The organism is Streptomyces griseoruber (assembly GCF_001514205.1).
Classification (GTDB): domain Bacteria; phylum Actinomycetota; class Actinomycetes; order Streptomycetales; family Streptomycetaceae; genus Streptomyces; species Streptomyces griseoruber.
In genome coordinates this window covers 268,249-287,045 of the sequence record NZ_KQ948773.1, presented here as the reverse complement: position 1 = coordinate 287,045, position 18,797 = coordinate 268,249, and the positions used below count along the sequence as shown (strand labels likewise).

Below are 18,797 nucleotides of genomic sequence, written 5' to 3'. Positions count from 1 at the left end.
CCCATGCCTCTGCTGACCCCGGTCACCGACCCCGACGGCGCCCCCTTCTGGCAGTACGCCGCGCGGGGCGAACTCCGCGTCCAGACCTGCGCCGACTGCACCGAGCCCCGTTTCCCGCCCCGCCCCTGCTGCCCGCACTGCCAGTCCTTCGCGAGCGAGTGGCGGCCGACGTCCGGACGGGGCCGCATCTGGTCCTACGTCGTCCCGCACCCGCCCCTGCTCCCCGACTACGCGGCACAGGCCCCGTACAACGTGATCCTCGTCGAACTCACCGACGCCCCCCGGATCCGCCTGGTCGGAAACCTCGTCCGGCACGCGGGCGCCCCCCTCGACTCCCTCTCCCCCGACCGGATCCGCATCGGCGCCCGGGTACAGGCGGTCTTCACCGCCGAGGGGCTGGTGCAGTGGGTCCTGGAGCGGCCGTGAGCGTGAGACTGGAGGTGGCCGAGAAGACCGGGGTCGCCGTCGTCACCCTCGACCGCCCGCACAAGCTGAACGCCATCGACCTGGACACGGCCCGGCGGCTCGCAAAGGTGTGGCGGGACCTGCGCTTCGACGACACGGTGCGGGCCGTGGTCCTCACGGGGGCGGGGGGCCGGGCCTTCAGCACCGGCCTGGACCGCGACACCGCCGTCCCGCAACCCCCCTCCCCCTACATGCAGGACGACCCCCTCCTCACCATCGGCCCCAAGGCGAACGACCTCTGGAAGCCGGTGATCGCCGCGGTGGAGGGCATGGCCTGCGGCGGCGCCTTCTACCTCCTCGGCGAATGCGAGTTCATCGTCGCGGGCGCGGACGCCGTCTTCTTCGACCCGCACACCACGTACGGCATGGTCAGCGCCTACGAGTCCGTCCTGATGGCCCAGCGGATGCCGTACGGCGAGACCGCCCGCATGATGCTGATGGGCACCGCCGAACGGATCTCCGCCCGGCGGGCCCACGCCGTCGGCCTGGTCTCCGAACTCACCGATCCCGGCGAGGCACTGGGGGCCGCCACCGCCTGCGCCACGGTCATCGCCGGATACCCGACCACTGGCGTCCAGGGCACGGTACGGGCCCTGTGGTCGGCGACGGAGGCGGCACGCGGGGCGGGCTGGGCCCAGGCGCCGCATCTCATCGCGCTGGGGAACCTGCCGGACGAGGAGCAGGCGAGGTTGTTCGGGGGGCGGTCGGGGTCACGGCCCCGGGTCAGGTGAGGGGCTTCTGAGCGAATACAGCAAAGGAACATGCGGGACTGCGCCCACGCAGCGGCGGGACGGTGAGCATCCGCAGGGGCTTTTTGCGTTCCGTTGGCTGATTGCCGAGCGCGGCCGGCGGACGGACCAGCCGTTCGCCTCGGCGACCACCTCCGCCTTCGACGGGCGGACCAGCGACAGACAGTGGCGCAGCCGCTCCACATCCAGGACCGCCGAGCGGCCGGAGTCACGGCGCACGGTCGCCACGCGCCCCTCGTCGGCCGCGTCAAGGAGGTCCTTCAGGTGAGCGCGCGCCTGGGTGTAGCTCTCATAGTGGACCGCGGCCATGGCCTGCCTCCTCGCTCGTCCCGGCCTCTTCAGGGTGCACCGGGTCAGCAAGTACGTGAAGTACGTGAAGTACGCGATAGGCGTGGTCAGCTCATCGGTGCGTACGCCTCCGGCTCGCAGTGGTCGATCTTCGCTGTGAGGGCCGGGTCGGAGAGGGCCACCCGGACCGTCGTCGTGTCGTTTCCGGCGACGTACTCGGACGCGGTCCGTTCCTCCACCCGGTGGGAGTCGGCGTCGAGGAAATCGACCGTGACGGTGAAGGTGGCACCCCCGGAGTTGGGGTTGAACACCCGCACCGTGGCGTACGGTTCGGTCTTCGTCGCGCAGTCCAGCAGCTCGACCTCCGCCGCCTGCATGTCCTGCACGGTCGTGGAGCCGCTGCCGGACCCCCCGGACGTCGACGACGACCCGTCATGGTCCTGGCTGGAGCTGCTGCACCCGCCCCCGCCGCTGCCGTCGCTGTCGCCGTGGCTGCTGTGGTGGCGGCTCTTGCCGGTGGAGAAGCCCGTCAGGGCCAGCACCACCAGCACCGAGACCGCCGCGAACCTGAACTTTCCGTGCCCCCGTGTGTTCATACGGTCAGCCTAGACAGGTGCTGTCACGGGCATGTCACTGCCTGGCGACCGGGCGGCACCCGGCGTAGCGTCTGCGGTGGCGGCCGCCGCGCGGACCCCTTCCGTGCAGCCCGAGCCCGGTGCGACGGCCGTCCCGCACCCGGACGAGACGGGCGTCAGACCGTACGAGCCGTGCCCGTCCCCTTCTCCGCGTCCAGCGCGTACACGCAGCGGTCCTTGCTGCACGCGTACACCACGCCGTCCCGGACCACCGGGGAGCCGGTGATCTCGCCGCCGGTGGCCAGCTTCCAGCGCAGGCGGCCGTCGTCGGCCTTCAGGGTGTACAGGAGGTGGTCGGTGGAGCCGAAGTGGATACGGCCCGCCTCGACCGCCGGGGAGCCCACGATGTCGCCGCCCGCCTGGAAGCGCCACTTGGGCGTGCCGGTGACCGCGTCCAGGGTGTAGAGGCCCTTGCCGCTGCCGACGTGGACATGGCCGGCCGCCACCAGGACCGGGTCGATGGAGGAGCGGGACTCCGTCGCGATGCGCCAGCGGTCGCGGCCGTCGGCGGCGTCGAGGGCGTAGACCGTGCCGAGGTAGTCGGCCAGGTAGACGCCACCGCCGGTGACGGCCGGGCCGGGGACGAAGGCGGGCGGGGAGAGGAAGACCGCCGGGGCCTCGAAGTGCCAGCGCACCATGCCGCTCACCACGTCGACGGCGATGACGCGGGTGCCGGCCGAGAGGTAGACATGGCCGTCGGGGGCGGGGGTGACCCGGACCGGGACGCCGCCGCAGGAGGCCGCGTCGCCGATGGGGTACGACCAGCGCTCGTCACCCGTACGGGCGTCCAGGGCTCTGAGCCGGGCGTCCTGCCAGACGAAGACCGTGCCGTCGTGCAGGGCGGGCCCCGCCTCGGGCGACTCGAAGTCGCTCTGGCAGCCGGTGATCTCCCAGAGCTTCTGCCCGGTGGAGGCCTCCCAGGCCTGGACCCCGCCGCCACGCGTACCGGTGACGACCGTGCCGCGCTCGGCGCGCAGGCAGTAGACCCAGGCGTCGGTCTGGAGCCGCCACAGGTCCTGGCCCTCGCGGGCCTCCAGGGCGAACAGGGTGGGGCCGTCGGAGGCGTGGACGCGGCCGTCCGCGACCGCCATCGACCAGGCCACGTCCCGGGTCTTGAAGCGGCGCCGTCCGGTCGCCACGTCGAGCGCGTGCACCTCGAAGGAGGTGACGTAGACGAGGTCACCGGAGACGGCCGGGGTGCCCCACACGTCGTTCGACATGCGGAACCGCCAGGGGCGCCAGCCCGCCGGGTGGGCGTCGGGGGCCGCCGTGGTCTGCGGGGCCGTGAGGGCGGTGTCGGCGCCCGCGCCCAGGGCGGGGCGGATCCGGGTCCAGTTGGCGACCAGGCCGGGCTCGGGCAGCGGTGCCTTGACGGCGGCGGTGGCGCGGACGTCGGCGACGCGCGGGCCGGGGCCGATCGGCACGGCCGCGCCGGCCAGGCGCACCGGGCCGGTGTCGGGGGCGCCGACGGCGACGGGCACCGGGCCGAGGGCGGGCGCGGGCGCGGGCACCACGGGGTCGTGGGCGGGGGGCGGCGGCAGCGCCGGGACGCGCGGGCTCACCGGCGCCGGCTTGAGGGCGGGACGGCCGCCGCGGCGGGTCTCGATGAGGGTGACCGCCTTCTCGGGCAGCCACGCCGACGCCGTACCGCTGTCGTCGGAGCCGGAGCCGAACAGGTGCGGGGCGAGCTGGGCCTGGAGGTCGGCCGGGTTGGGGCGGGCCGTGGCGTCCATCTGCATACAGGACTCGATGAGCGGCCGCAGCTCGTCCGGAAGGCCTTCGAGGTCCGGCTCCTCGCGGAGCAGCATGAAGACCGTCTCGACCGGGTTGGCGCCGTGGAAGGGCGGGTGGCCGGTGGCGGCGAAGACGAGCATCGAGCCGAGGGAGAAGACATCGCTGGCGCCGGTGACGCTGCGGGAGTCCTTGGCCTGTTCGGGGGACATGTACGCGGGGGTGCCGACGGCGACGTTCGTCATCGTCAAACGGGTGTTCGAGACGCCGGAGGCGATACCGAAGTCGATCACCCGGGGGCCGTCCTCGACGACGAGGACGTTCGACGGCTTGAGGTCACGGTGGACGAGTCCCGCGCCGTGGATCGACTGGAGCGCCTCGGCGACGCCCGCCGCCAGCCAGCGCACGGCCTGGGCCGGCATCGGCCCGCAGTCGTTCACTATCTCCTCGAGGGAGGGCGCGGGGACGTAGGCCGTGGCGAGCCAGGGCACCGCGGCGCGCGGGTCGGCGTCGACCACGGCGGCCGTGTAGAAGCCGGACACCGCCCGTGCCGCCTCCACCTCGCGCGTGAAGCGCACGCGGAAGAGCTGGTCCTCGGCGAGCTCGGTCCGGACCGTCTTGATCGCCACGCGCCGGCCCGACGCGGAGCGCGCCAGATAGACCAGCCCCATGCCGCCGGCCCCCAGCCGTCCCAGCACCTCGAACGGCCCGATCCGCCGCGGATCGTGCTGCGTCAGCTGATCCACCACTTGCCTGCCACCTCCCCGTACGGGCCACGTCACCCACTATGTGTACGCGACCGAAGTGCAGCGTCTCACCACCGCACCGCCATGGCGGCACGCACCCCAGATTCTTCCTGGCCGGGCGGCTGGTTGCGAACCCGGGGGCGATCGGGGTGTCTCATCTCATATACGGGCGAAACAGCATGCGGGACGGTGCGTGAGCGGGTACTCCGGTACGTGGTTCAACGCTGAAGCAGCGCGAACGACGCACCTTGATTGTCCGTGACGACCGCCACGATTCCGTACGAAGCCGTGAACGGGCCCGCCTGGACCCGCCCGCCGAGCCGGCTCACGGTGCCGAGCGCCGCCTCGCAGTCCCGGACCCCGAAGTGGACCAGGAAGTGCGGCGGCATCACCTCCGGGAAGACATCGGTGACCGGTACCCGGCCGAAGTCGGGTGCGGCGCCGGGTCCGAAGAGGGCCTCGTGGAAGAGATGGCCGTAGAAGGTGTTCGCGACCTCGGTGTCCCGGGCGTAGAGCTGCGCCCAGGCGAAGGCGCCGGGGAGGTGCCGGACGCCGAAACCGGGGTGGGCGACCGGCTGCCAGAGGCCGAAGACGGCGCCCTCGGGGTCGGCGGCGAGGGCGGCGAAGCCCAGGCCGTCCACCGGGAACGGGGGCATCACCACCTGTCCGCCCGCCGACCGGATCCGCCGGACGGTCGCCTGGGCGTCGGGGGTGGAGAAGTACACCGTCCAGACGGTGGGCATCCGGCCGTCCGTCTTGTGGGCGAGCGCGGCGACCGGCCGGCCGTCCAGCAGGGCCCACACGGAGGCGCCGGACGCCGCCCCCGGCTGATCGAAGGTCCATCCGAAGAGCTCGCCGTAGAACCGTCTGCCCGCGTCCACGTCCGGAAGCTGCGCGTCCACCCAGCACGGGATGCCCTCGGGGACCGCCCCGGCGCCACCCTCTGCGTTCACCGATGCCCTGTTTTCGGCCATGCAGCCAAACTAACGGCGGTTCACGCAACGCGCAGACCAGCACACCCTTCCTCCGTGCCCCGCGCACCCCATTTGCAGTCGGCCGAATCGCGCTCCGATCACCCCTCGGTAAGCTGACGGCATGACAGGACAAGTGCGTACCGTCGACGGCCGCGTGGCCGGCCGGCGCGGGCAGGCGACGCGGCAGAAGCTGCTGGACTGCCTCAGCGAGATGCTCAGCTCCTCTCCGTACCGGGACGTCAAGGTCATCGACGTGGCCCGGAAGGCGGGCACTTCGCCCGCGACCTTCTACCAGTACTTCCCGGACGTCGAGGGCGCCGTCCTGGAGATCGCCGAACAAATGGCCGCCGAGGGCGCCGGGTTGACCGAGCTGCTGGAGGGCCGCTCGTGGGTCGGCAAGGCGGGCTGGCAGACGGCGCAGGAACTCGTCGACGGGTTCTTGGAGTTCTGGAAGAAGAACGACGCGATCCTGCGGGTCGTCGATCTCGGCGCCGCCGAGGGCGACAAGCGCTTCTACAAGCTGCGTATGAAGATCCTCAACTCGGTGAACAACTCCCTCTCGGAGGCCGTCGCCGAGCTCCAGTCCAAGGGCCGGGTCGACCAGGACGTGAACCCGGCCGCGGTCGCCGGTTCGCTGGTCGCGATGCTCGCGGCGGTCGCCTCGCACCAGAAGGGCTTCCAGTCCTGGGGCGTCAAGCAGGCCGAACTCAAGCCGAACCTGGCGCTGTTGGTGCACCTGGGCATCACCGGCAAGAAGCCGGCGAAGTAGTCCGGTCATCCCGGCGAGGTCATATCCAAGTCCTGTCTGACGGGCGGTGGTTCCACAGGGGTGGAGCACCGCCCGTGCCGTTATGCAGGCAGCGGCCGGTCCTTGACCACGTGCTTCATCACCAGCGTGGACGTCAGCCGCTGCACCCCCGGCAGGGTCGCGAGCCGCTCGTCGTAGAGCCGCTGGAAGGCCGCGAGGTCGGCGGTCGCCACCCGCAGCAGATAGTCGGGCTCCCCGAAGAGCCGCTGGGCGTCCAGGACGTGATCCAGCTCACCCACCGCCCGCTCGAACTCGGCGACCGTGTCCCGGTCCTCCTGCCGCATGGACACGAAGACCAGCGCCTCGAAGGTCAGCCCGACGGCGGCCGGTTCCACCACCGCCCGGTAGCCGCTGATCGCGCCGGACCGTTCCAGCTCCCGCAGCCGCCGATGGCAGGGCGAGACACTCAGCCGCACCCGCGCGGCCAGCTCGGTCACGGTCAGCCGCCCGTCCTGCTGAAGCTCGGCAAGAATCTTCCGGTCCACGTCGTCCATGGGGGAGATCTTCCCCCATTACACCGCGTTTCAGGAAAAGAACGGGAACACTTTCGGCCGGATCGCGCCTAATGTCCCCGGCATGGACACGGGAACGCTGATTTCTTTCCTCGCGCTGGACCTGCTGCTGGTCTGTGTGCCGGGCGCCGACTGGGCGTATGTGATCTCCGCCGGGCTGCGCGGCCGTTCGGTGGGCGCGGCGGTGGGCGGCCTGGTGAGCGGCTACGCCCTGCACACGGCGCTGGCGACGGCGGGCCTGGCCGTCCTGGTCGCGGGCTCGCCCGCCCTGCTCACCGCGCTCACGGTGGCGGGGGCGGGCTATCTGGTGCGGCTCGGGTGGGGGGTGCTGCGCCGGCCGGGCGTGCCGGAGGAGGGCGAGCCGGTGGCCGAGGGCCGGGTCTTCCTGCGGGGCGCGACGATCAGCGGCCTGAACCCCAAGGGGCTGCTGCTGTACCTGTCGATCCTGCCGCAGTTCCTGGTGACCGGGGGCGGCGCGCACCTGCCGGTGGCCGCGCAGACCGCCGTCCTCGGTCTGCTGCACATGGCGTGCTGCGCCGCCGTGTATCTCGCGGTCGGCGTCCTGGCCCGGGCGGTGCTGGGCGCCCGCCCGGCGGCGGCCCGGGCGGTCACCCGGACCTCCGGGGCGGCGATGCTGGGGATCGGCACGTTCCTGCTGATCCAGCACGCCTTCTAGGGCGTGTGTCGAGAGTAGTGTCGTCCGCCCGGAGGGCGGGGCCCGCGGCGTCCGGTGCGGTGCGTCGCACGGCGGAGGGTCGTCCGCGTACCGGGCGTACGCGGACGATCCCGACAACGCGGCGAGGCGCCGTGCCAGGCGTCGCGGGCCAGACGGGACTTTCGACACACGCCCTAGTGCCGCGGCACTAGCCGCCCCTGGGCACCAGCCGGAACACCCGGATCCCCCGCTCCACCCTCGCCTGGTAGGTCGCGTACGGCGGCCAGAACGCGAGCAGCTCCTTCCAGACCGCCGCCCGTTCCTCCCCCGTCAGCAGATGGGCGGTCACCGGTACGTCGGTCCCCTTCCAGCTGATCTCGGCGTCGGGGTGGGCGAGGAGGTTGGCGGTCCAGGCGGGGTGGCCGGTGCGGCCGAAGTTGGAGCCGACGAGGATCCAGGTGCGGCCCGCGGGCTCCGGCATGCAGGCCAGGGGCGTGCGGCGCGGCAGCCCGCTGCGGGCGCCGGTCGCGGTGAGGACGACCCCGGGCAGCATCTGGGCGCTGAGCAGCACCTTTCCCCGGGTGAGCCGGTGGACGGCCCGGTCGAGGGCGGGCACGACATACGGGGCGAGCTTGGCGAAGCCCCGGGTGGAGGACACCTTCTGCACCACACGGACGCCGATCACACCGTCACCCCCGCGCCCGCGAACAGTCCGGACTCCTCGGCCGCGTGGGCGCGCAGCCGGTGCACCGGCCCGAACAGCAGCTCGTCGCCGGCGGCCCGCTTGAAGTACAGGTGCGCCTGATGCTCCCAGGTGAACCCGATGCCGCCGTGCAGCTGGATGCCCTCGGCGGCGGCGAGCCGCAGCGCCTGGAGCGCCTGGGCGAGCGCGAGCCCGCCGACGTCCTCCCCCCGCCCGGTCGCCCAGGCGGCGTAGTACGCGGCGGACCGGGCGGCCTGGACCTGCACATACACATCGGCCAGCCGGTGCTGCACCGCCTGGAACGATCCGATCGCCCGTCCGAACTGCTCGCGCTGCTTCAGGTACTCCACGGTCCGCTCCAGCGCCCGGTCGGCGGCCCCGACGGCCTCGCAGGCGAGGAAGGCGGCGGCGAACTCCCCGGTGCGGGCCAGCGGCCCGTCCACCTGCGTCTCCTCATCCCCCAGCAACTCCGCCTCCACGTGCCGCAGTTGCACCCGGGCCTGCGGCCGGGTCGGGTCGAGGGCGGTCTGCCGGGTCCGTACGGCTCCGGCGGCGTCCCCCGCCACCAGGAACAGCAGGGTCCGTGACCGTACGAACCCCCCGGTGTGGGCGGCGACGAGCAGCAGCCCGGCGCTGTGCCCGTCGAGGACCTGGGCGGCCTCGCCGTACAGCCGCCAGCCGTCCCCGGCCCGCCGGGCCTGCACCCCGCCCGCGCGTCCGCCGCCGGACCAGTCGCCGCCGCCCGGCCCGGTGAGGGCGAGCGCGGTGGCGAGGACGGGCGCGGGGACGGCGAGGGCGGCGGTGAGGGTGCCGTCGGTGAGGCGGGGGAGCAGCCGGGCGCGCTGGGCGTCGGTGCCGAGGGCGAGGATCAGGGGCGCGGCGAGGACCGAGGTGGCGAGCAGAGGGGTGGGCGCGAGCGCCCGGCCGGTCTCCTCGGCGGCGAGCGCGAGGTCGGTGCGGGCGCAGCCGACACCGCCGTACGCCTCGGGGACGGCGAGGCCGGGCAGGCCCAGCTGTTCGGCGAGGGTGGTCCACAGGGCGCGGTCGTGGCCGGCCGGGGTGTCGAGGGCGGCCCGCAGCTCCTCGGGGCCGCAGCGTTTGTGGAGCAGTTCCCGCAGGGTGCGGCGGATCTCGTCCTGCTCGGCGGTGAGGCGGGGGTCCATGGATTCCCTCCGGATCTGGCACTTCCCTCCGGATCTGGCACTTCCCTCCGGATCTGACGGTCCGTCATATTAGGAGCGCCGGATCGAGATGCACAGAGGAAGACAGAGGAAGGTGGCTCCTCATGACCTCGGGGACCCGGAAAGTGGCCGTCGTCGGCGTCGCGCTCTCGGAGTGCGGGCGGGTGGACGACGCGACCCCGTACGCCCTGCACGCCCAGGCGGCCCGCCGGGCGCTGGCGGACGCCGGGCTCGACCGGTCGCGGGTGGACGGTCTCGCCTCCGCCGGGCTCGGCACCCTCGCCCCGGTCGAGGTGGCCGACCATCTGGGCCTGCGCCCCACCTGGGTCGACTCCACCTCGGTCGGCGGCTCCACCTGGGAGGTCATGGCGGCGCACGCGGCCGACGCGATCGCCGCCGGGCACGCGAACGCGGTCCTGCTGGTCTACGGCTCCACGGCCCGCGCCGACATCCGGGCCGGCCGCCGCAGCGGCACCTTCGCCTTCGGCGCCCGCGGCCCGCTCCAGTTCGAGGTGCCGTACGGGCACACCCTGATCGCCAAGTACGCGATGGCGGCCCGCCGTCACATGACCGAGTACGGCACGACGATCGAGCAGCTCGCCGAGGTCGCCGTCCAGGCGCGGGCGAACGCGGCGCTGAACCCGGAGGCGATGTTCCGCACCCCGGTCACGGTCGACGAGGTGCTCTCCGGGCCCATGATCGCCGACCCGTTCACCAAGCTGCACTGCTGTCTGCGCTCCGACGGGGGCGCGGCGGTCCTGCTGGCGGCCGAGGAGTACGTACGGGACTGCCGTACGGCGCCGGTGTGGATCCTCGGCACCGGTGAGCACGTCTCCCACGCGAGCCTGTCGCAGTGGGAGGACTTCACGGTGTCCCCGGCGGCGGTCAGCGGGCGGCTGGCCTTCGGGCGGGCGGGGGTGCGGCCGGCGGAGATGGACTTCGCGGAGATCTACGACGCGTTCACCTACATGACGCTGGTGACCCTGGAGGACCTGGGCTTCTGCGCCAAGGGCGAGGGCGGGGCGTTCGTGGAGAAGGGGCGGCTGACGGTCGGCGGGGAGCTGCCGGTGAACACCGACGGGGGCGGGCTGTCGGCCCAGCACCCCGGTATGCGGGGGCTGTTCCTGCTGGTGGAGGCGGTCCGGCAGTTGCGGGGGGAGGCCGGGGAGCGTCAGGTACGGCGAGGCGACGGCACGTTGCCGCGGCTGGGTGTGGCCTCGGGGACCGGCGGGTGGTTCTGCTCCTCGGGGACGGTGGTGCTGGGGCGGTGAGACCGGGCGGTGCCCGTTTCGGCGGGAAGCGGGTGAACCCGGGCGGCTCCACGAACGTATGGAGTGACGGCAACCTTTGGGAGGTCCGCGGCGACTGAAGAGGCGGATGCTCTCGTCACCGGAGCCCCGCCCGACCGAAGGACTCGACTGTGACCACCCCGTCGCACCGCCGCCGCTCCCGCCCCCGGCGCCACACCGCGCTGCTCTCCGCCGTCGCCGTCGCCGCCGTGGCGCTCGTCGTGTCGCTGGCCGTGGCCTTCCGCCCGGGCGGCCAGACCGCCGACGTGCGGGACGCGGCCAAACCCGTCGCCGGCACCCGGACGAGCGGGTCGCCGACGCCCGGGCCCCCCTCGGCCTCCGCGTCGCCGACGCCCTCCACCGGCTCCGCGAGCCCGACGGCCCGCGCGTCCGCGTCCCGCTCGGCCACCCCGACCGCCGCATCCGCCGCGTCCGCCCGCGCGAAGGCCACCACCGCCACCGCACCGAAGACGTCCGCGACGGGCTCCCTGGCCGGCCGGATCCGCCCCGGCGTCACCTACCCCGGCGTGGCCACCGCCTACGACGTCGGCAACGGCAACGGCGCCTGCTCCTACGGCCCCACCTCCGACGTGATGACCGCGGCGATGAACACCGCGGACTACGAGACCTCGAAGGCCTGCGGCGCGTTCGTGGCCGTCCATGCGGGCGGCAAGTCGATCACGGTCCGGATCACCAACGAGTGCCCGGCGCCCTGCCAGCCGGGCCAGCTCGACCTCAGCCAGCAGGCCTTCGCCAAGCTCGCCCCGCTGTCGGCCGGCCGGATCCAGATCACCTGGAACCTGCTCAGCCCGGCCACCGGCGACACGATCTCGATCCGCTACAAGACCGGCTCCACCCAGTACTGGTGCGGCATCCAGGCCATCGGCCACCGCAACCCGCTGGCCCGTCTCGAGGTCCGTACGGGCGGCGGATGGAAGCGGCTGGAGCGCACCGGGTACAACTACTTCCTCTCCGAGCAGGGCACCGGCTGCGGCGCCGCGATCCGGCTGACCGACATCTACGGCGAACAGCTCACGGTCGAGGGGATCGCCGTGAAGCCGGACACCGTACAGCCGACGGGCGTCCAGTTCACCCGGCGCTGACGGGCGGGCCCGATACTCGGGGCATGGCTACGGATCTTCATGAGCTGCTGAGGTCACTGCGGGTGTGGGACCCGGAGGTGACGGACCTGCCTCCCTTCGACCCGGAGCGGGCCCCCGGCACCCCGGTGGACCTGTTCGCCGCCTGGTTCGCCGAGGCGGTGGCGGCGGGTGAGCGGGAGCCGCACACCATGACCCTCGCCACCGCCGACGAGGAGGGCCTCCCGGACGCCCGGATCGTGATGCTGCACGGCGCCGACGCCACCGGCTGGTCCTTCGCGACCCACGCCACCAGCCGCAAGGGCCGCCACCTCGCCGCCCGCCCCTACGCGGCGCTCACCTTCTACTGGCCCCGGCTCGGCCGCCAGGTCCGCGTCCGCGGCCCGGTCACCTCCGCCCCCTCCGGCGAGTCCCGGGCGGACCTGCACGCCCGCTCCACCGGCGCCCTGGCCGCCGCCCTGACGGGCCGCCAGAGCGAGCCCCTCTCCTCGCCGCAGGAGCTGGCGGCCGTGTCCCGGGCCGCCTGGGAACAGGCGCAGGCCGACCCTACGGCCGAGTCCCCCACCTGGACCCTGTACCGGCTCCACCCCCAGGAGGTGGAGTTCTTCCAGGGCGAGGAGCGACGCCGGCATGTACGCCTGGTGTACGTCAGGGACGGCGACCACTGGTCACGGCAGCTCCTCTGGCCCTGAGGGGCCCGCGAGGTACCGGGCCGCCCCCGCGCGCGGCAGCACCGCCCACATCCGGGTGCCGCCGCCCGCCTCGCGCTCGCCGCCGATGCCCCAGTCGCCGTGGCAGGCCCGTACGACCTCGTCCAGGACGCGCAGCGACACGCGGCGGGACAGGACGCAGATGGCACCGAGGCGGGCCCGGTCGTGCCGGGGGTGGCCGTCGTAGACGGTGACGCGCAGATCACCGCTCCGGTGGCGCAGCGAGACGTACACCTCCTTGGTGGCGGACAGCCGGCAGGCGCAGGCGGTGAGTTCACTGACCACCTGGACGACCGCGTCCGTCACGTCGGTCAGGCCGTGCGCCCTGAGGATCGTCCGGGTCGCGGCGCGCGCGACACCGGGACTGCGCGGGGCGGCCGGGAGCGTGAAGCTGTACGAGAGGTTCTCCGGCAGCGCGGGGGCGAACGGGGCGTCGAGGGGAGCGCTGGTCGGCGACGGGCAGGTCGTGGTGTCGAGGTGCACGGCAACTCCCTGGTCTCATGGGGGTGTTCCCCAGAAAAGCAGAGAGCACGCGGGCCGCTGTGATGCCCGTCCGGACGACTCCGGTACGACGTTGTGGTCGGCCGGTGACAATCGCGGGACGGCGCGGCTGCGCCGTTCGGCCCTGTTCGGATTGCCGTCCGACTTCTGACCCTCTGTGATGATTCATGACTTTCCGTTGGCTTTCCCAGCCTTCGGACGAATCCTGCGGAGGTATCAGTGATGTTCCGTCGTTGGAGTGCGGCCGTGGCCGCGACGGCCGGGCTCGCCGGTTCCGTGCTGCTCGGCGCGCCCTCGCCCGCGGTCGCGGAGACGGGCGCCCGGGCCGCCGAGCGGCCCATGACCGCGCCGTTGCCCGTCGCGCGCTCGGGCGGCGAGGACAGCCGGACCCGGCAGGGGTACGGCGCCCCGGCACCGGAGGGCGGACACGCGTCCTGCCTGGGGCTGGTGCCCTCGCCCTACCCGTACGCGCACACGCCGTACTACTGCAACGACTGGCGGTTCGGCCCGGCCCGGCTGCCCGACTCCGGTCTCATCGGCGCCACGCTCGAGGGCTACAACCGGTTCGGCACGCTGACGCCCGTCGAGTTCCTGACCAAGTGGTGGAACCCCACCGCGGACCACGGGCAGGGCGACTGGAAGTACTCGTCGATCCCGGACGACGGCTTCGACCACAACGCCCAGGGCGCGCCCCTCGCGACCGAGACGGTCCTCCCGGTCGGCCAGTTGCTGGACCGCTTCGGCAACGAGTTCGGCAAGTTCCTCGCCCCGGCCGGCGCCAAGTACGCGGAGCGGTCCATTCCGCCGTCCGGCCTGGACACCCAGGACCCGCGCTTCCCGTACAACTACCACCTGTACCGGGTGAAGAAGCCGACGCTGGTCTGCGCCGGCCCGACCGCCCCCGCCTTCGAACAGCCGGGCCAGGGGGTGCAGTACGTCACCTCGGTCGCGTCGATGGCGATGTACTGCCCGCATGTGAAGACCGGCGCCACGGTGAGCTCCCTGATCAACAGCGAAAACCTGGAACGCGCCAACTGACACGGGACGGGAAGGGGGCCGGGGCATGGACGTACAAGGACTGTGCGCGGCACTGCGCGCGGCGGGTGTCCCCGCCGGGCTGTACGAGATCGCCGGCTGCCCCGCCCCGCCCGGCACACCCCGGCCGGAGGACCGCCTCTACCTGGCGCGGGAGGAGGGTGGCTGGGTCGTGGGCGTACGGCAGCGCGGCGTACGCACCGTCCTGGAGCGGTTCCCCGACGAGGAGCGGGCCTGCGGCAGTCTCTACGCCAGGCTGACCGACCCGGGGCCGCCGTCCGTGCCGCTCACCGCCGAGGAGAAGGCGCGGCTGCCGGGCCCCTGAGGTCGGTCCCCGAACCGGTACACCGCGAAGTCCGCCACCGGGCGGTAGCCGATGCGCTGGTAGAGGCCGTTGCTGGTGGGGTTGGCCAGGTCGGTGAAGAGGAGCACCTCGCGGGCCCCGGCGGCGCGGGCCGCGCGGCTGACCTCGGCGGTCGCGGCGCCGGCGTAGCCCCGGCCGCGCAGGTCGGCGGGGGTGTAGACGGTGGTGACCCGCACCTGGCCGGCCACCTGCGGGGTGACCACGGCCAGGGAGACGGGGGTGCCGTCCGGGGTCTCCCAGAAGAGGGCCCCGCCGTGGGCGATCCGGGCGTCGGCGAGCGCGCCGGGGTCCTGGAGGTTGCGCTCGCCGATGCTCTCGCCGAACTCCTCGTACCAGCTCGCGAGTCGGGCACGGTCGGTGGCGGTGGCGATCCGCGGGGCGCCCTCGGGCACCGGCTCGGGGACCGTCAACTCACCGAGCCGATAAAGGCGTTGCTCCCGCCAGAGATCCGCCCCGGCGCCGGTGTGCCGCTTCCAGGCGTCGGCGAAGGCGTCGGCCGTGGCGCGGTCGGCAAAGACTCCGGGGAGGCGGTGTCCGGCGGACGCCAGCCGGGCGGCGAGGGCGTCGGCCTGTTCCTCGGTGAGGGAGGTGGGATTGATCCAGTACGGCGGGGTGCGCAGGGACACCGCCTCCACCGCGCCGCCCCGCTCCAGCACACCGAAGACGGGGGCCTCCTCGCCGTAGACGTTCACTCCCCTGCGGCGCAGGTTGTCGAGCACGGTCAGCGGGACGGTGTGCGGCGCGGGCCTGGAGGCGAGGAAGTCGCCGGCGCGCCGGAGGAAGGCGTCGAGGTCCTGGGTGAGGTGCCAGTCGTCCGGTCTCATGCCCCGCATCGTGGCGCACCCTCCGGCCGTACCGCCCCCGATTTACGGCGCCTCCGGCTCCGGGTCCGTGGCCAGGCGTCCGTGCAGGTGGACGTCGCGGAAGGCGTCGCGTCGGCCCTCCTCCCACATCGCCCCGCGCACGGTCCCCTCGTACCGGAACCCGCACCGCTCGGCGACCCGGCAGGAGCCGCCGTGGCCGAGGGCGTGGCCCAGTTCCAGCCGGTGCAGGCCGACCTCGTCGTACGCCCAGCGGGCGGCGAGCAGCAGGGAGCGGGTGGCGATGTGCCGGCCGCGCGCCTCGGGCAGCACCCAGTAGCCGACCACGGCGTTGCTCAGCACCCGGTCGATCGCGTTGACGGAGATCTGGCCGAGGACCGTCCCGTCACCGGCGTCGGCGACACAGAAGGTCATGGCGCGCCCCGTCGCCCCGTCCGCGGCCTTGGCCTCCAGCGACTCCACGGCGCTCGCGGTGTCGGTGATCGTCCTGATCGGGGTGTTCCAGCGCCGGAACTCCGGGTCGAGGTGTCCGCGCAGCCAGGCGTCCACGTCGGTGGCGGACTCCGGGTCCCAGGGGCGCAGGGTCAGGCCGTGGCCGTGTATCTCCGGCGGGTGCGGGGCGGTGCGGGGGTCGCGGATGCCAGTCATCCGGCCATTCAACACCTGGCCGGTCAGCCGGCCGCCCGGAACACCGGCACCCCCTCCCGGAAGGTCACCTCCAGTGCCGTCCCGGCCCGCAGCGGGCCCTCCCCCACCACCTCGGTGGACATCCGGGGTCCCTCGGCGAGGTCGACGACCGCCGCGACGTACGGTGTCCGCTCCCCGAACGGCGGCAGGTCGTTGCGGTGGACGACCGACCAGGTGTACAGCGTGGCCCGGCCGCTCGCGTCCTCCCAGGTCACGTCCTCGCTCCAGCAGTACGGGCAGAACTCGCGGGGGTAGTGGTGGGCCCGTGCGCAGGCCGCGCAGCGCCGGATCAGCAGCCGTCCCCCGGCGGCCGCGTCCCAGTACGTCCGGGTGAAGGCGTCGGCCTCGGGGAGGTCGTACCGCGCGCTCACCGGAAGAGCCCCAGGGCGTCGTCCACCGACCACGTCTGCCAGGCCATGCCGCCCAGCGCGACCACCGAGATCAGGGCCATCATCCCGTTCTGGCCCTGCTCGGCCCAGTCGTGGATCATGAGGACGAGGTAGATCAGGTTGAGGAGCAGGCCTGCGACCAGGGCGATCGGGGTCAGGAAGCCCGCGATCAGCCCCAGGCCGAGGGCCAGTTCGGCGTAGACGACGACGTACGCCATGACCCGCGGCCGGGGCTTCACGACGACCTCGAAGCCGGACCGTACGGCGTTCCAGCGGTGCTTGGCCGCCACGTCCGCCGCCCAGGCGATACCGGAGCCCTCGAACCAGCTCTTCTTCTCCTTGTGCCGCCAGCTCTCCAGCCACCACAGCCCGAGCCCGATCCGCAGCACGGCCAGCCACTGAGCACCGTCGAGCCAGATCGCATCCATGGATCTGACGGTACGTCAGATCTCTGCTTCCGGGAAGCCCGTGGAAGCTGTGCGCCCGCCATGAAGCTGTGGGGTCCCCATGAATGACCCCAGATTGTTGGCAATTTTGTCTGCACTCTCGGTACGTTCACACCGCAAGCAGAGAAACCGAGGGAGTCGCACCGTGAAGCACAGGGCAATCAAGCGCAGGTCGGTCGTCATCGGCATCGGCGCCACCGCCGGGGTCGCCGCGATGGGCGGCATCGCCCTGAGCGCGCAGGCCTCCGACACGTCCTCGCCGGCCTCCGGCTCCCTGGTCTTCGACCCGGACGCCTACAACAAGCTGACGACGACCGTCACGGACACCGACGGCGACGAGCACTCCGTGACGTACCACTTCTGGAAGGCGATCACCTATGTCGCCGACCCCGTGGACGCCACCTACCAGTCCCTGATCGTCAGCGCCCCGGTCGAGATCGACGGCGAGAGCGTCGACGCGAGCAACGCGCCGATCCTGCTCGCGAACTCCGTCGGCGGGTACATGCCGTCCTCGGTCGCGGACGCCACCGGGGTCGGCGCGGGCGGGGGCGGCGGTATGCCCGGCGGCACCCTCCCCTCCGGCGCGGCCGGCGCCTCGGCCGCGCCCAACGCCAACGAGAACACCAACGCCACTGGCGGCGCCACCTCCTCCAACCAGCTGCTGGCCCTGGCCGCCGGGTACGTCGTCATCGAGCCCGGCGCCCGCGGCCGTACGCTGAAGAACTCCGACGGCGAGTACTACGGCGTCGCCCCCGCCGCCATCGTCGACCTCAAGGCGGCCGTGCGCTACATCCGGTCCAACAAGGGCCGCATCCCCGGCAACACCGACCGGATCGTCTCCGCGGGCACCAGCGCCGGCGGCGCCCTGTCCGCGCTGCTCGGCGCGTCCGGCGACAGCCCGCTCTACGACAAGCTCCTGAAGGAGATCGGCGCCGCCGACGCCTCCGACGCGATCTTCGCGACCGGCGCCTGGTGCCCGATCACCGACCTGGACCACGCCGACGGCGCCTACGAGTGGAACTGGGGCTCCAACGCCACCGGCTCCGGCTCGACGGTCGACCAGACCGTGTCGAAGGCCTTGCGGGCGCAGTTCGCCGAATACCAGGCCGGCCTCCGGCTCAAGGGCCTCGACGGGACCCGGCTGACCGCCCGCAACTACGACGCGTACCTCGTCGAGCAGTATCTGGAGCCCTCGGCCACCCGCTACCTCACCAACCTCTCGGACTCCGACCGCACCACCTACCTCGCCTCGAACACCTTCATCACCTGGAAGAACGGCAAGGCCTCCTTCTCCTGGGACGACTTCCTCACCCATGTCGGCGCCCGCAAGAAGACCGCCCCGGCCTTCGACGCCTTCGACCTGTCGGCGGGCGAGAACAACCTGTTCGGCAAGGGCACCGCCGAGACCCGCCACTTCACGGCGTACAGCCTGAAGCACGACACCAGCGGGGCCACCGCCAAGCGCCTCGACAGCGACATCCCCGAGGTGCTGCGGCTGATGAACCCCATGCACTTCCTCGTCGACCAGCCCAACCAGGCCCGCACCAAGCACTGGTGGATCCGCCTCGGCACCAACGACTCGGACACCTCGCACACGGTCTCCGCCAACCTCGCCGCCGCCGCGCACACCCTCGGCGACGACGTGAACCACCTCTACTACTGGGACGAGGGCCACGGCGCCAACACCGACCCGGGTGACTTCATCGCCTGGATCGCGAAGGTGACCGGACACCGGGCGAAGGCAAAGAAGTGAGCCGGACCCGGCAGTGATCCGTACCCTGAAGCACGGCACCCCCGAACGCGGCGGCGTCCGTTTCCCGTCATAGCTACTGACGCCGTCCGCCCGCGACGCCTGGCCCAAGCGCACCTGGACCAGGCGTCGCACCCTTCTCACAAGTAAGTGGCCTACGCCACAAGTTCCCCGCACCACTCCCCCAAGCGTGATCGATCCGCAATCAATTCCGGTCTTGACCGAGACCCACCAATCTCGCGCGTGATTACGCTCGCG

22 protein-coding genes are annotated in these 18,797 nt (G+C 72.8%); 10 read left to right on the top strand and 12 right to left on the bottom strand.

Going from position 1 to position 18,797, the window contains the following annotated elements; genetic code table 11:
* Positions 1 to 9: 9 nt before the first annotated feature.
* Together AQJ64_RS27205 and AQJ64_RS27200 are read left to right on the top strand one after the other, a co-directional pair.
* Positions 10 to 426, top strand: a complete 417-nt coding sequence (locus tag AQJ64_RS27205; RefSeq protein ID WP_059203083.1) for a Zn-ribbon domain-containing OB-fold protein — start codon at positions 10 to 12, stop codon at positions 424 to 426.
* Positions 423 to 1,196 carry an enoyl-CoA hydratase/isomerase family protein gene (locus AQJ64_RS27200; RefSeq protein ID WP_055638567.1) on the top strand — a complete coding sequence of 258 codons (774 nt, stop codon included), beginning with the start codon at positions 423 to 425 and terminating at the stop codon, positions 1,194 to 1,196. The genes AQJ64_RS27205 and AQJ64_RS27200 overlap by 4 nt, the downstream gene beginning before the upstream one ends.
* On the opposite strand, the gene AQJ64_RS50200 is transcribed toward AQJ64_RS27200, so the two are convergent.
* The 4 genes from AQJ64_RS50200 to kbpA form a co-directional block, all read right to left on the bottom strand.
* Entirely contained in the window at positions 1,176 to 1,523 is a 348-nt protein-coding gene (locus AQJ64_RS50200) for a hypothetical protein (protein WP_206189936.1), read from the bottom strand. The genes AQJ64_RS27200 and AQJ64_RS50200 overlap by 21 nt on opposite strands.
* An 86-nt stretch (positions 1,524 to 1,609) precedes the next feature.
* Complete coding sequence (locus AQJ64_RS27190) at positions 1,610 to 2,098, bottom strand: hypothetical protein (protein ID WP_055638566.1); 489 nt, start codon at positions 2,096 to 2,098, stop codon at positions 1,610 to 1,612.
* Between the two features lie 155 nt (positions 2,099 to 2,253).
* Positions 2,254 to 4,617, bottom strand: a complete 2,364-nt coding sequence (gene afsK, locus AQJ64_RS27185; RefSeq protein WP_059203065.1) for a protein serine/threonine kinase AfsK — start codon at positions 4,615 to 4,617, stop codon at positions 2,254 to 2,256.
* A 215-nt stretch (positions 4,618 to 4,832) separates the two neighbouring features.
* Positions 4,833 to 5,588, bottom strand: coding sequence for an AfsK-binding protein KbpA (kbpA, locus tag AQJ64_RS27180; RefSeq protein ID WP_055638131.1), 756 nt, complete (start codon positions 5,586 to 5,588; stop codon positions 4,833 to 4,835).
* Between the two features lie 133 nt (positions 5,589 to 5,721).
* Here kbpA and AQJ64_RS27175 point away from each other — a divergent pair, with 133 nt between their 5' ends.
* The gene (locus AQJ64_RS27175) at positions 5,722 to 6,357 is read left to right on the top strand and encodes a TetR family transcriptional regulator (protein WP_055638132.1); all 636 of its coding nucleotides are present in this window, start codon (positions 5,722 to 5,724) and stop codon (positions 6,355 to 6,357) included.
* Between the two features lie 80 nt (positions 6,358 to 6,437).
* On the opposite strand, the gene AQJ64_RS27170 is transcribed toward AQJ64_RS27175, so the two are convergent.
* Positions 6,438 to 6,890 (bottom strand): Lrp/AsnC family transcriptional regulator, encoded by a 453-nt coding sequence (locus AQJ64_RS27170; protein ID WP_055638133.1) that lies wholly within the window; start codon positions 6,888 to 6,890, stop codon positions 6,438 to 6,440.
* Between the two features lie 82 nt (positions 6,891 to 6,972).
* On the opposite strand from AQJ64_RS27170, the gene AQJ64_RS27165 reads away from it, so the two are divergent.
* Positions 6,973 to 7,584: a LysE family translocator gene (locus AQJ64_RS27165; protein WP_059203064.1), complete on the top strand. Its 612-nt coding sequence runs from the start codon at positions 6,973 to 6,975 to the stop codon at positions 7,582 to 7,584.
* Positions 7,585 to 7,771: 187 nt separating this feature from the next.
* On the opposite strand, the gene AQJ64_RS27160 is transcribed toward AQJ64_RS27165, so the two are convergent.
* Together AQJ64_RS27160 and AQJ64_RS27155 are read right to left on the bottom strand one after the other, a co-directional pair.
* Positions 7,772 to 8,248 (bottom strand): nitroreductase/quinone reductase family protein, encoded by a 477-nt coding sequence (locus AQJ64_RS27160; RefSeq protein ID WP_059203063.1) that lies wholly within the window; start codon positions 8,246 to 8,248, stop codon positions 7,772 to 7,774.
* On the bottom strand, positions 8,245 to 9,429 hold the full coding sequence (locus tag AQJ64_RS27155; protein WP_059203062.1) for an acyl-CoA dehydrogenase family protein: 1,185 nt from the start codon (positions 9,427 to 9,429) through the stop codon (positions 8,245 to 8,247). The genes AQJ64_RS27160 and AQJ64_RS27155 overlap by 4 nt, the downstream gene beginning before the upstream one ends.
* 122 nt (positions 9,430 to 9,551) lie before the next feature.
* Between AQJ64_RS27155 and AQJ64_RS27150 the strand changes: the two genes are divergently transcribed.
* The 3 genes from AQJ64_RS27150 to AQJ64_RS27140 all read left to right on the top strand — a co-directional run bounded on the left by AQJ64_RS27150 (position 9,552) and on the right by AQJ64_RS27140 (position 12,528).
* The gene (locus AQJ64_RS27150; RefSeq protein ID WP_059203061.1) at positions 9,552 to 10,718 is read left to right on the top strand and encodes a thiolase C-terminal domain-containing protein; all 1,167 of its coding nucleotides are present in this window, start codon (positions 9,552 to 9,554) and stop codon (positions 10,716 to 10,718) included.
* Between the two features lie 149 nt (positions 10,719 to 10,867).
* Positions 10,868 to 11,839 (top strand): expansin EXLX1 family cellulose-binding protein, encoded by a 972-nt coding sequence (locus tag AQJ64_RS27145; protein WP_055633779.1) that lies wholly within the window; start codon positions 10,868 to 10,870, stop codon positions 11,837 to 11,839.
* A 23-nt stretch (positions 11,840 to 11,862) separates the two neighbouring features.
* Positions 11,863 to 12,528 carry a pyridoxine/pyridoxamine 5'-phosphate oxidase gene (locus tag AQJ64_RS27140; protein WP_055633778.1) on the top strand — a complete coding sequence of 222 codons (666 nt, stop codon included), beginning with the start codon at positions 11,863 to 11,865 and terminating at the stop codon, positions 12,526 to 12,528.
* Here the strand turns inward: AQJ64_RS27140 and AQJ64_RS27135 are convergent.
* Positions 12,505 to 13,029 (bottom strand): ATP-binding protein, encoded by a 525-nt coding sequence (locus AQJ64_RS27135; protein WP_055633777.1) that lies wholly within the window; start codon positions 13,027 to 13,029, stop codon positions 12,505 to 12,507. The genes AQJ64_RS27140 and AQJ64_RS27135 overlap by 24 nt on opposite strands.
* Before the next feature lie 240 nt (positions 13,030 to 13,269).
* Between AQJ64_RS27135 and AQJ64_RS27130 the strand changes: the two genes are divergently transcribed.
* Positions 13,270 to 14,085: a TNT domain-containing protein gene (locus AQJ64_RS27130; RefSeq protein ID WP_079061963.1), complete on the top strand. Its 816-nt coding sequence runs from the start codon at positions 13,270 to 13,272 to the stop codon at positions 14,083 to 14,085.
* A gap of 25 nt (positions 14,086 to 14,110) precedes the next feature.
* Entirely contained in the window at positions 14,111 to 14,407 is a 297-nt protein-coding gene (locus AQJ64_RS27125) for a hypothetical protein (RefSeq protein WP_055633775.1), read from the top strand.
* Here the strand turns inward: AQJ64_RS27125 and AQJ64_RS27120 are convergent.
* From AQJ64_RS27120 to AQJ64_RS27105, 4 genes are read right to left on the bottom strand one after another with little or no spacing between them, the layout of a single operon-like run.
* Positions 14,329 to 15,270 carry a GNAT family N-acetyltransferase gene (locus AQJ64_RS27120; protein ID WP_079061976.1) on the bottom strand — a complete coding sequence of 314 codons (942 nt, stop codon included), beginning with the start codon at positions 15,268 to 15,270 and terminating at the stop codon, positions 14,329 to 14,331. The two genes, AQJ64_RS27125 and AQJ64_RS27120, sit on opposite strands and share 79 nt — an antisense overlap.
* Positions 15,271 to 15,312: 42 nt before the next feature.
* Positions 15,313 to 15,915 carry a GNAT family N-acetyltransferase gene (locus AQJ64_RS27115; protein WP_055633774.1) on the bottom strand — a complete coding sequence of 201 codons (603 nt, stop codon included), beginning with the start codon at positions 15,913 to 15,915 and terminating at the stop codon, positions 15,313 to 15,315.
* Between the two features lie 23 nt (positions 15,916 to 15,938).
* The gene (locus AQJ64_RS27110; protein WP_055633773.1) at positions 15,939 to 16,325 is read right to left on the bottom strand and encodes a Zn-ribbon domain-containing OB-fold protein; all 387 of its coding nucleotides are present in this window, start codon (positions 16,323 to 16,325) and stop codon (positions 15,939 to 15,941) included.
* Complete coding sequence (locus AQJ64_RS27105) at positions 16,322 to 16,771, bottom strand: DoxX family membrane protein (protein WP_055633772.1); 450 nt, start codon at positions 16,769 to 16,771, stop codon at positions 16,322 to 16,324. The genes AQJ64_RS27110 and AQJ64_RS27105 overlap by 4 nt, the downstream gene beginning before the upstream one ends.
* 232 nt (positions 16,772 to 17,003) lie before the next feature.
* On the opposite strand from AQJ64_RS27105, the gene AQJ64_RS27100 reads away from it, so the two are divergent.
* Entirely contained in the window at positions 17,004 to 18,542 is a 1,539-nt protein-coding gene (locus AQJ64_RS27100; protein WP_397804057.1) for a subtype B tannase, read from the top strand.
* Positions 18,543 to 18,797 lie beyond the last annotated feature (255 nt).

Coding starts and splice junctions, on each gene's coding strand:
- AQJ64_RS50200 (WP_206189936.1), bottom strand. CDS start 1,523: ATGGCCGCGGTCCACTATGAGAGCTACACCCAGGCGCGCGCTCACCTG.
- AQJ64_RS27190 (WP_055638566.1), bottom strand. CDS start 2,098: ATGAACACACGGGGGCACGGAAAGTTCAGGTTCGCGGCGGTCTCGGTG.
- kbpA (WP_055638131.1), bottom strand. CDS start 5,588: ATGGCCGAAAACAGGGCATCGGTGAACGCAGAGGGTGGCGCCGGGGCG.
- AQJ64_RS27170 (WP_055638133.1), bottom strand. CDS start 6,890: ATGGACGACGTGGACCGGAAGATTCTTGCCGAGCTTCAGCAGGACGGG.
- AQJ64_RS27165 (WP_059203064.1), top strand. CDS start 6,973: ATGGACACGGGAACGCTGATTTCTTTCCTCGCGCTGGACCTGCTGCTG.
- AQJ64_RS27155 (WP_059203062.1), bottom strand. CDS start 9,429: ATGGACCCCCGCCTCACCGCCGAGCAGGACGAGATCCGCCGCACCCTG.
- AQJ64_RS27150 (WP_059203061.1), top strand. CDS start 9,552: ATGACCTCGGGGACCCGGAAAGTGGCCGTCGTCGGCGTCGCGCTCTCG.
- AQJ64_RS27140 (WP_055633778.1), top strand. CDS start 11,863: ATGGCTACGGATCTTCATGAGCTGCTGAGGTCACTGCGGGTGTGGGAC.
- AQJ64_RS27130 (WP_079061963.1), top strand. CDS start 13,270: ATGTTCCGTCGTTGGAGTGCGGCCGTGGCCGCGACGGCCGGGCTCGCC.
- AQJ64_RS27125 (WP_055633775.1), top strand. CDS start 14,111: ATGGACGTACAAGGACTGTGCGCGGCACTGCGCGCGGCGGGTGTCCCC.
- AQJ64_RS27120 (WP_079061976.1), bottom strand. CDS start 15,270: ATGAGACCGGACGACTGGCACCTCACCCAGGACCTCGACGCCTTCCTC.
- AQJ64_RS27115 (WP_055633774.1), bottom strand. CDS start 15,915: ATGACTGGCATCCGCGACCCCCGCACCGCCCCGCACCCGCCGGAGATA.
- AQJ64_RS27105 (WP_055633772.1), bottom strand. CDS start 16,771: ATGGATGCGATCTGGCTCGACGGTGCTCAGTGGCTGGCCGTGCTGCGG.
- AQJ64_RS27100 (WP_397804057.1), top strand. CDS start 17,004: ATGGGCGGCATCGCCCTGAGCGCGCAGGCCTCCGACACGTCCTCGCCG.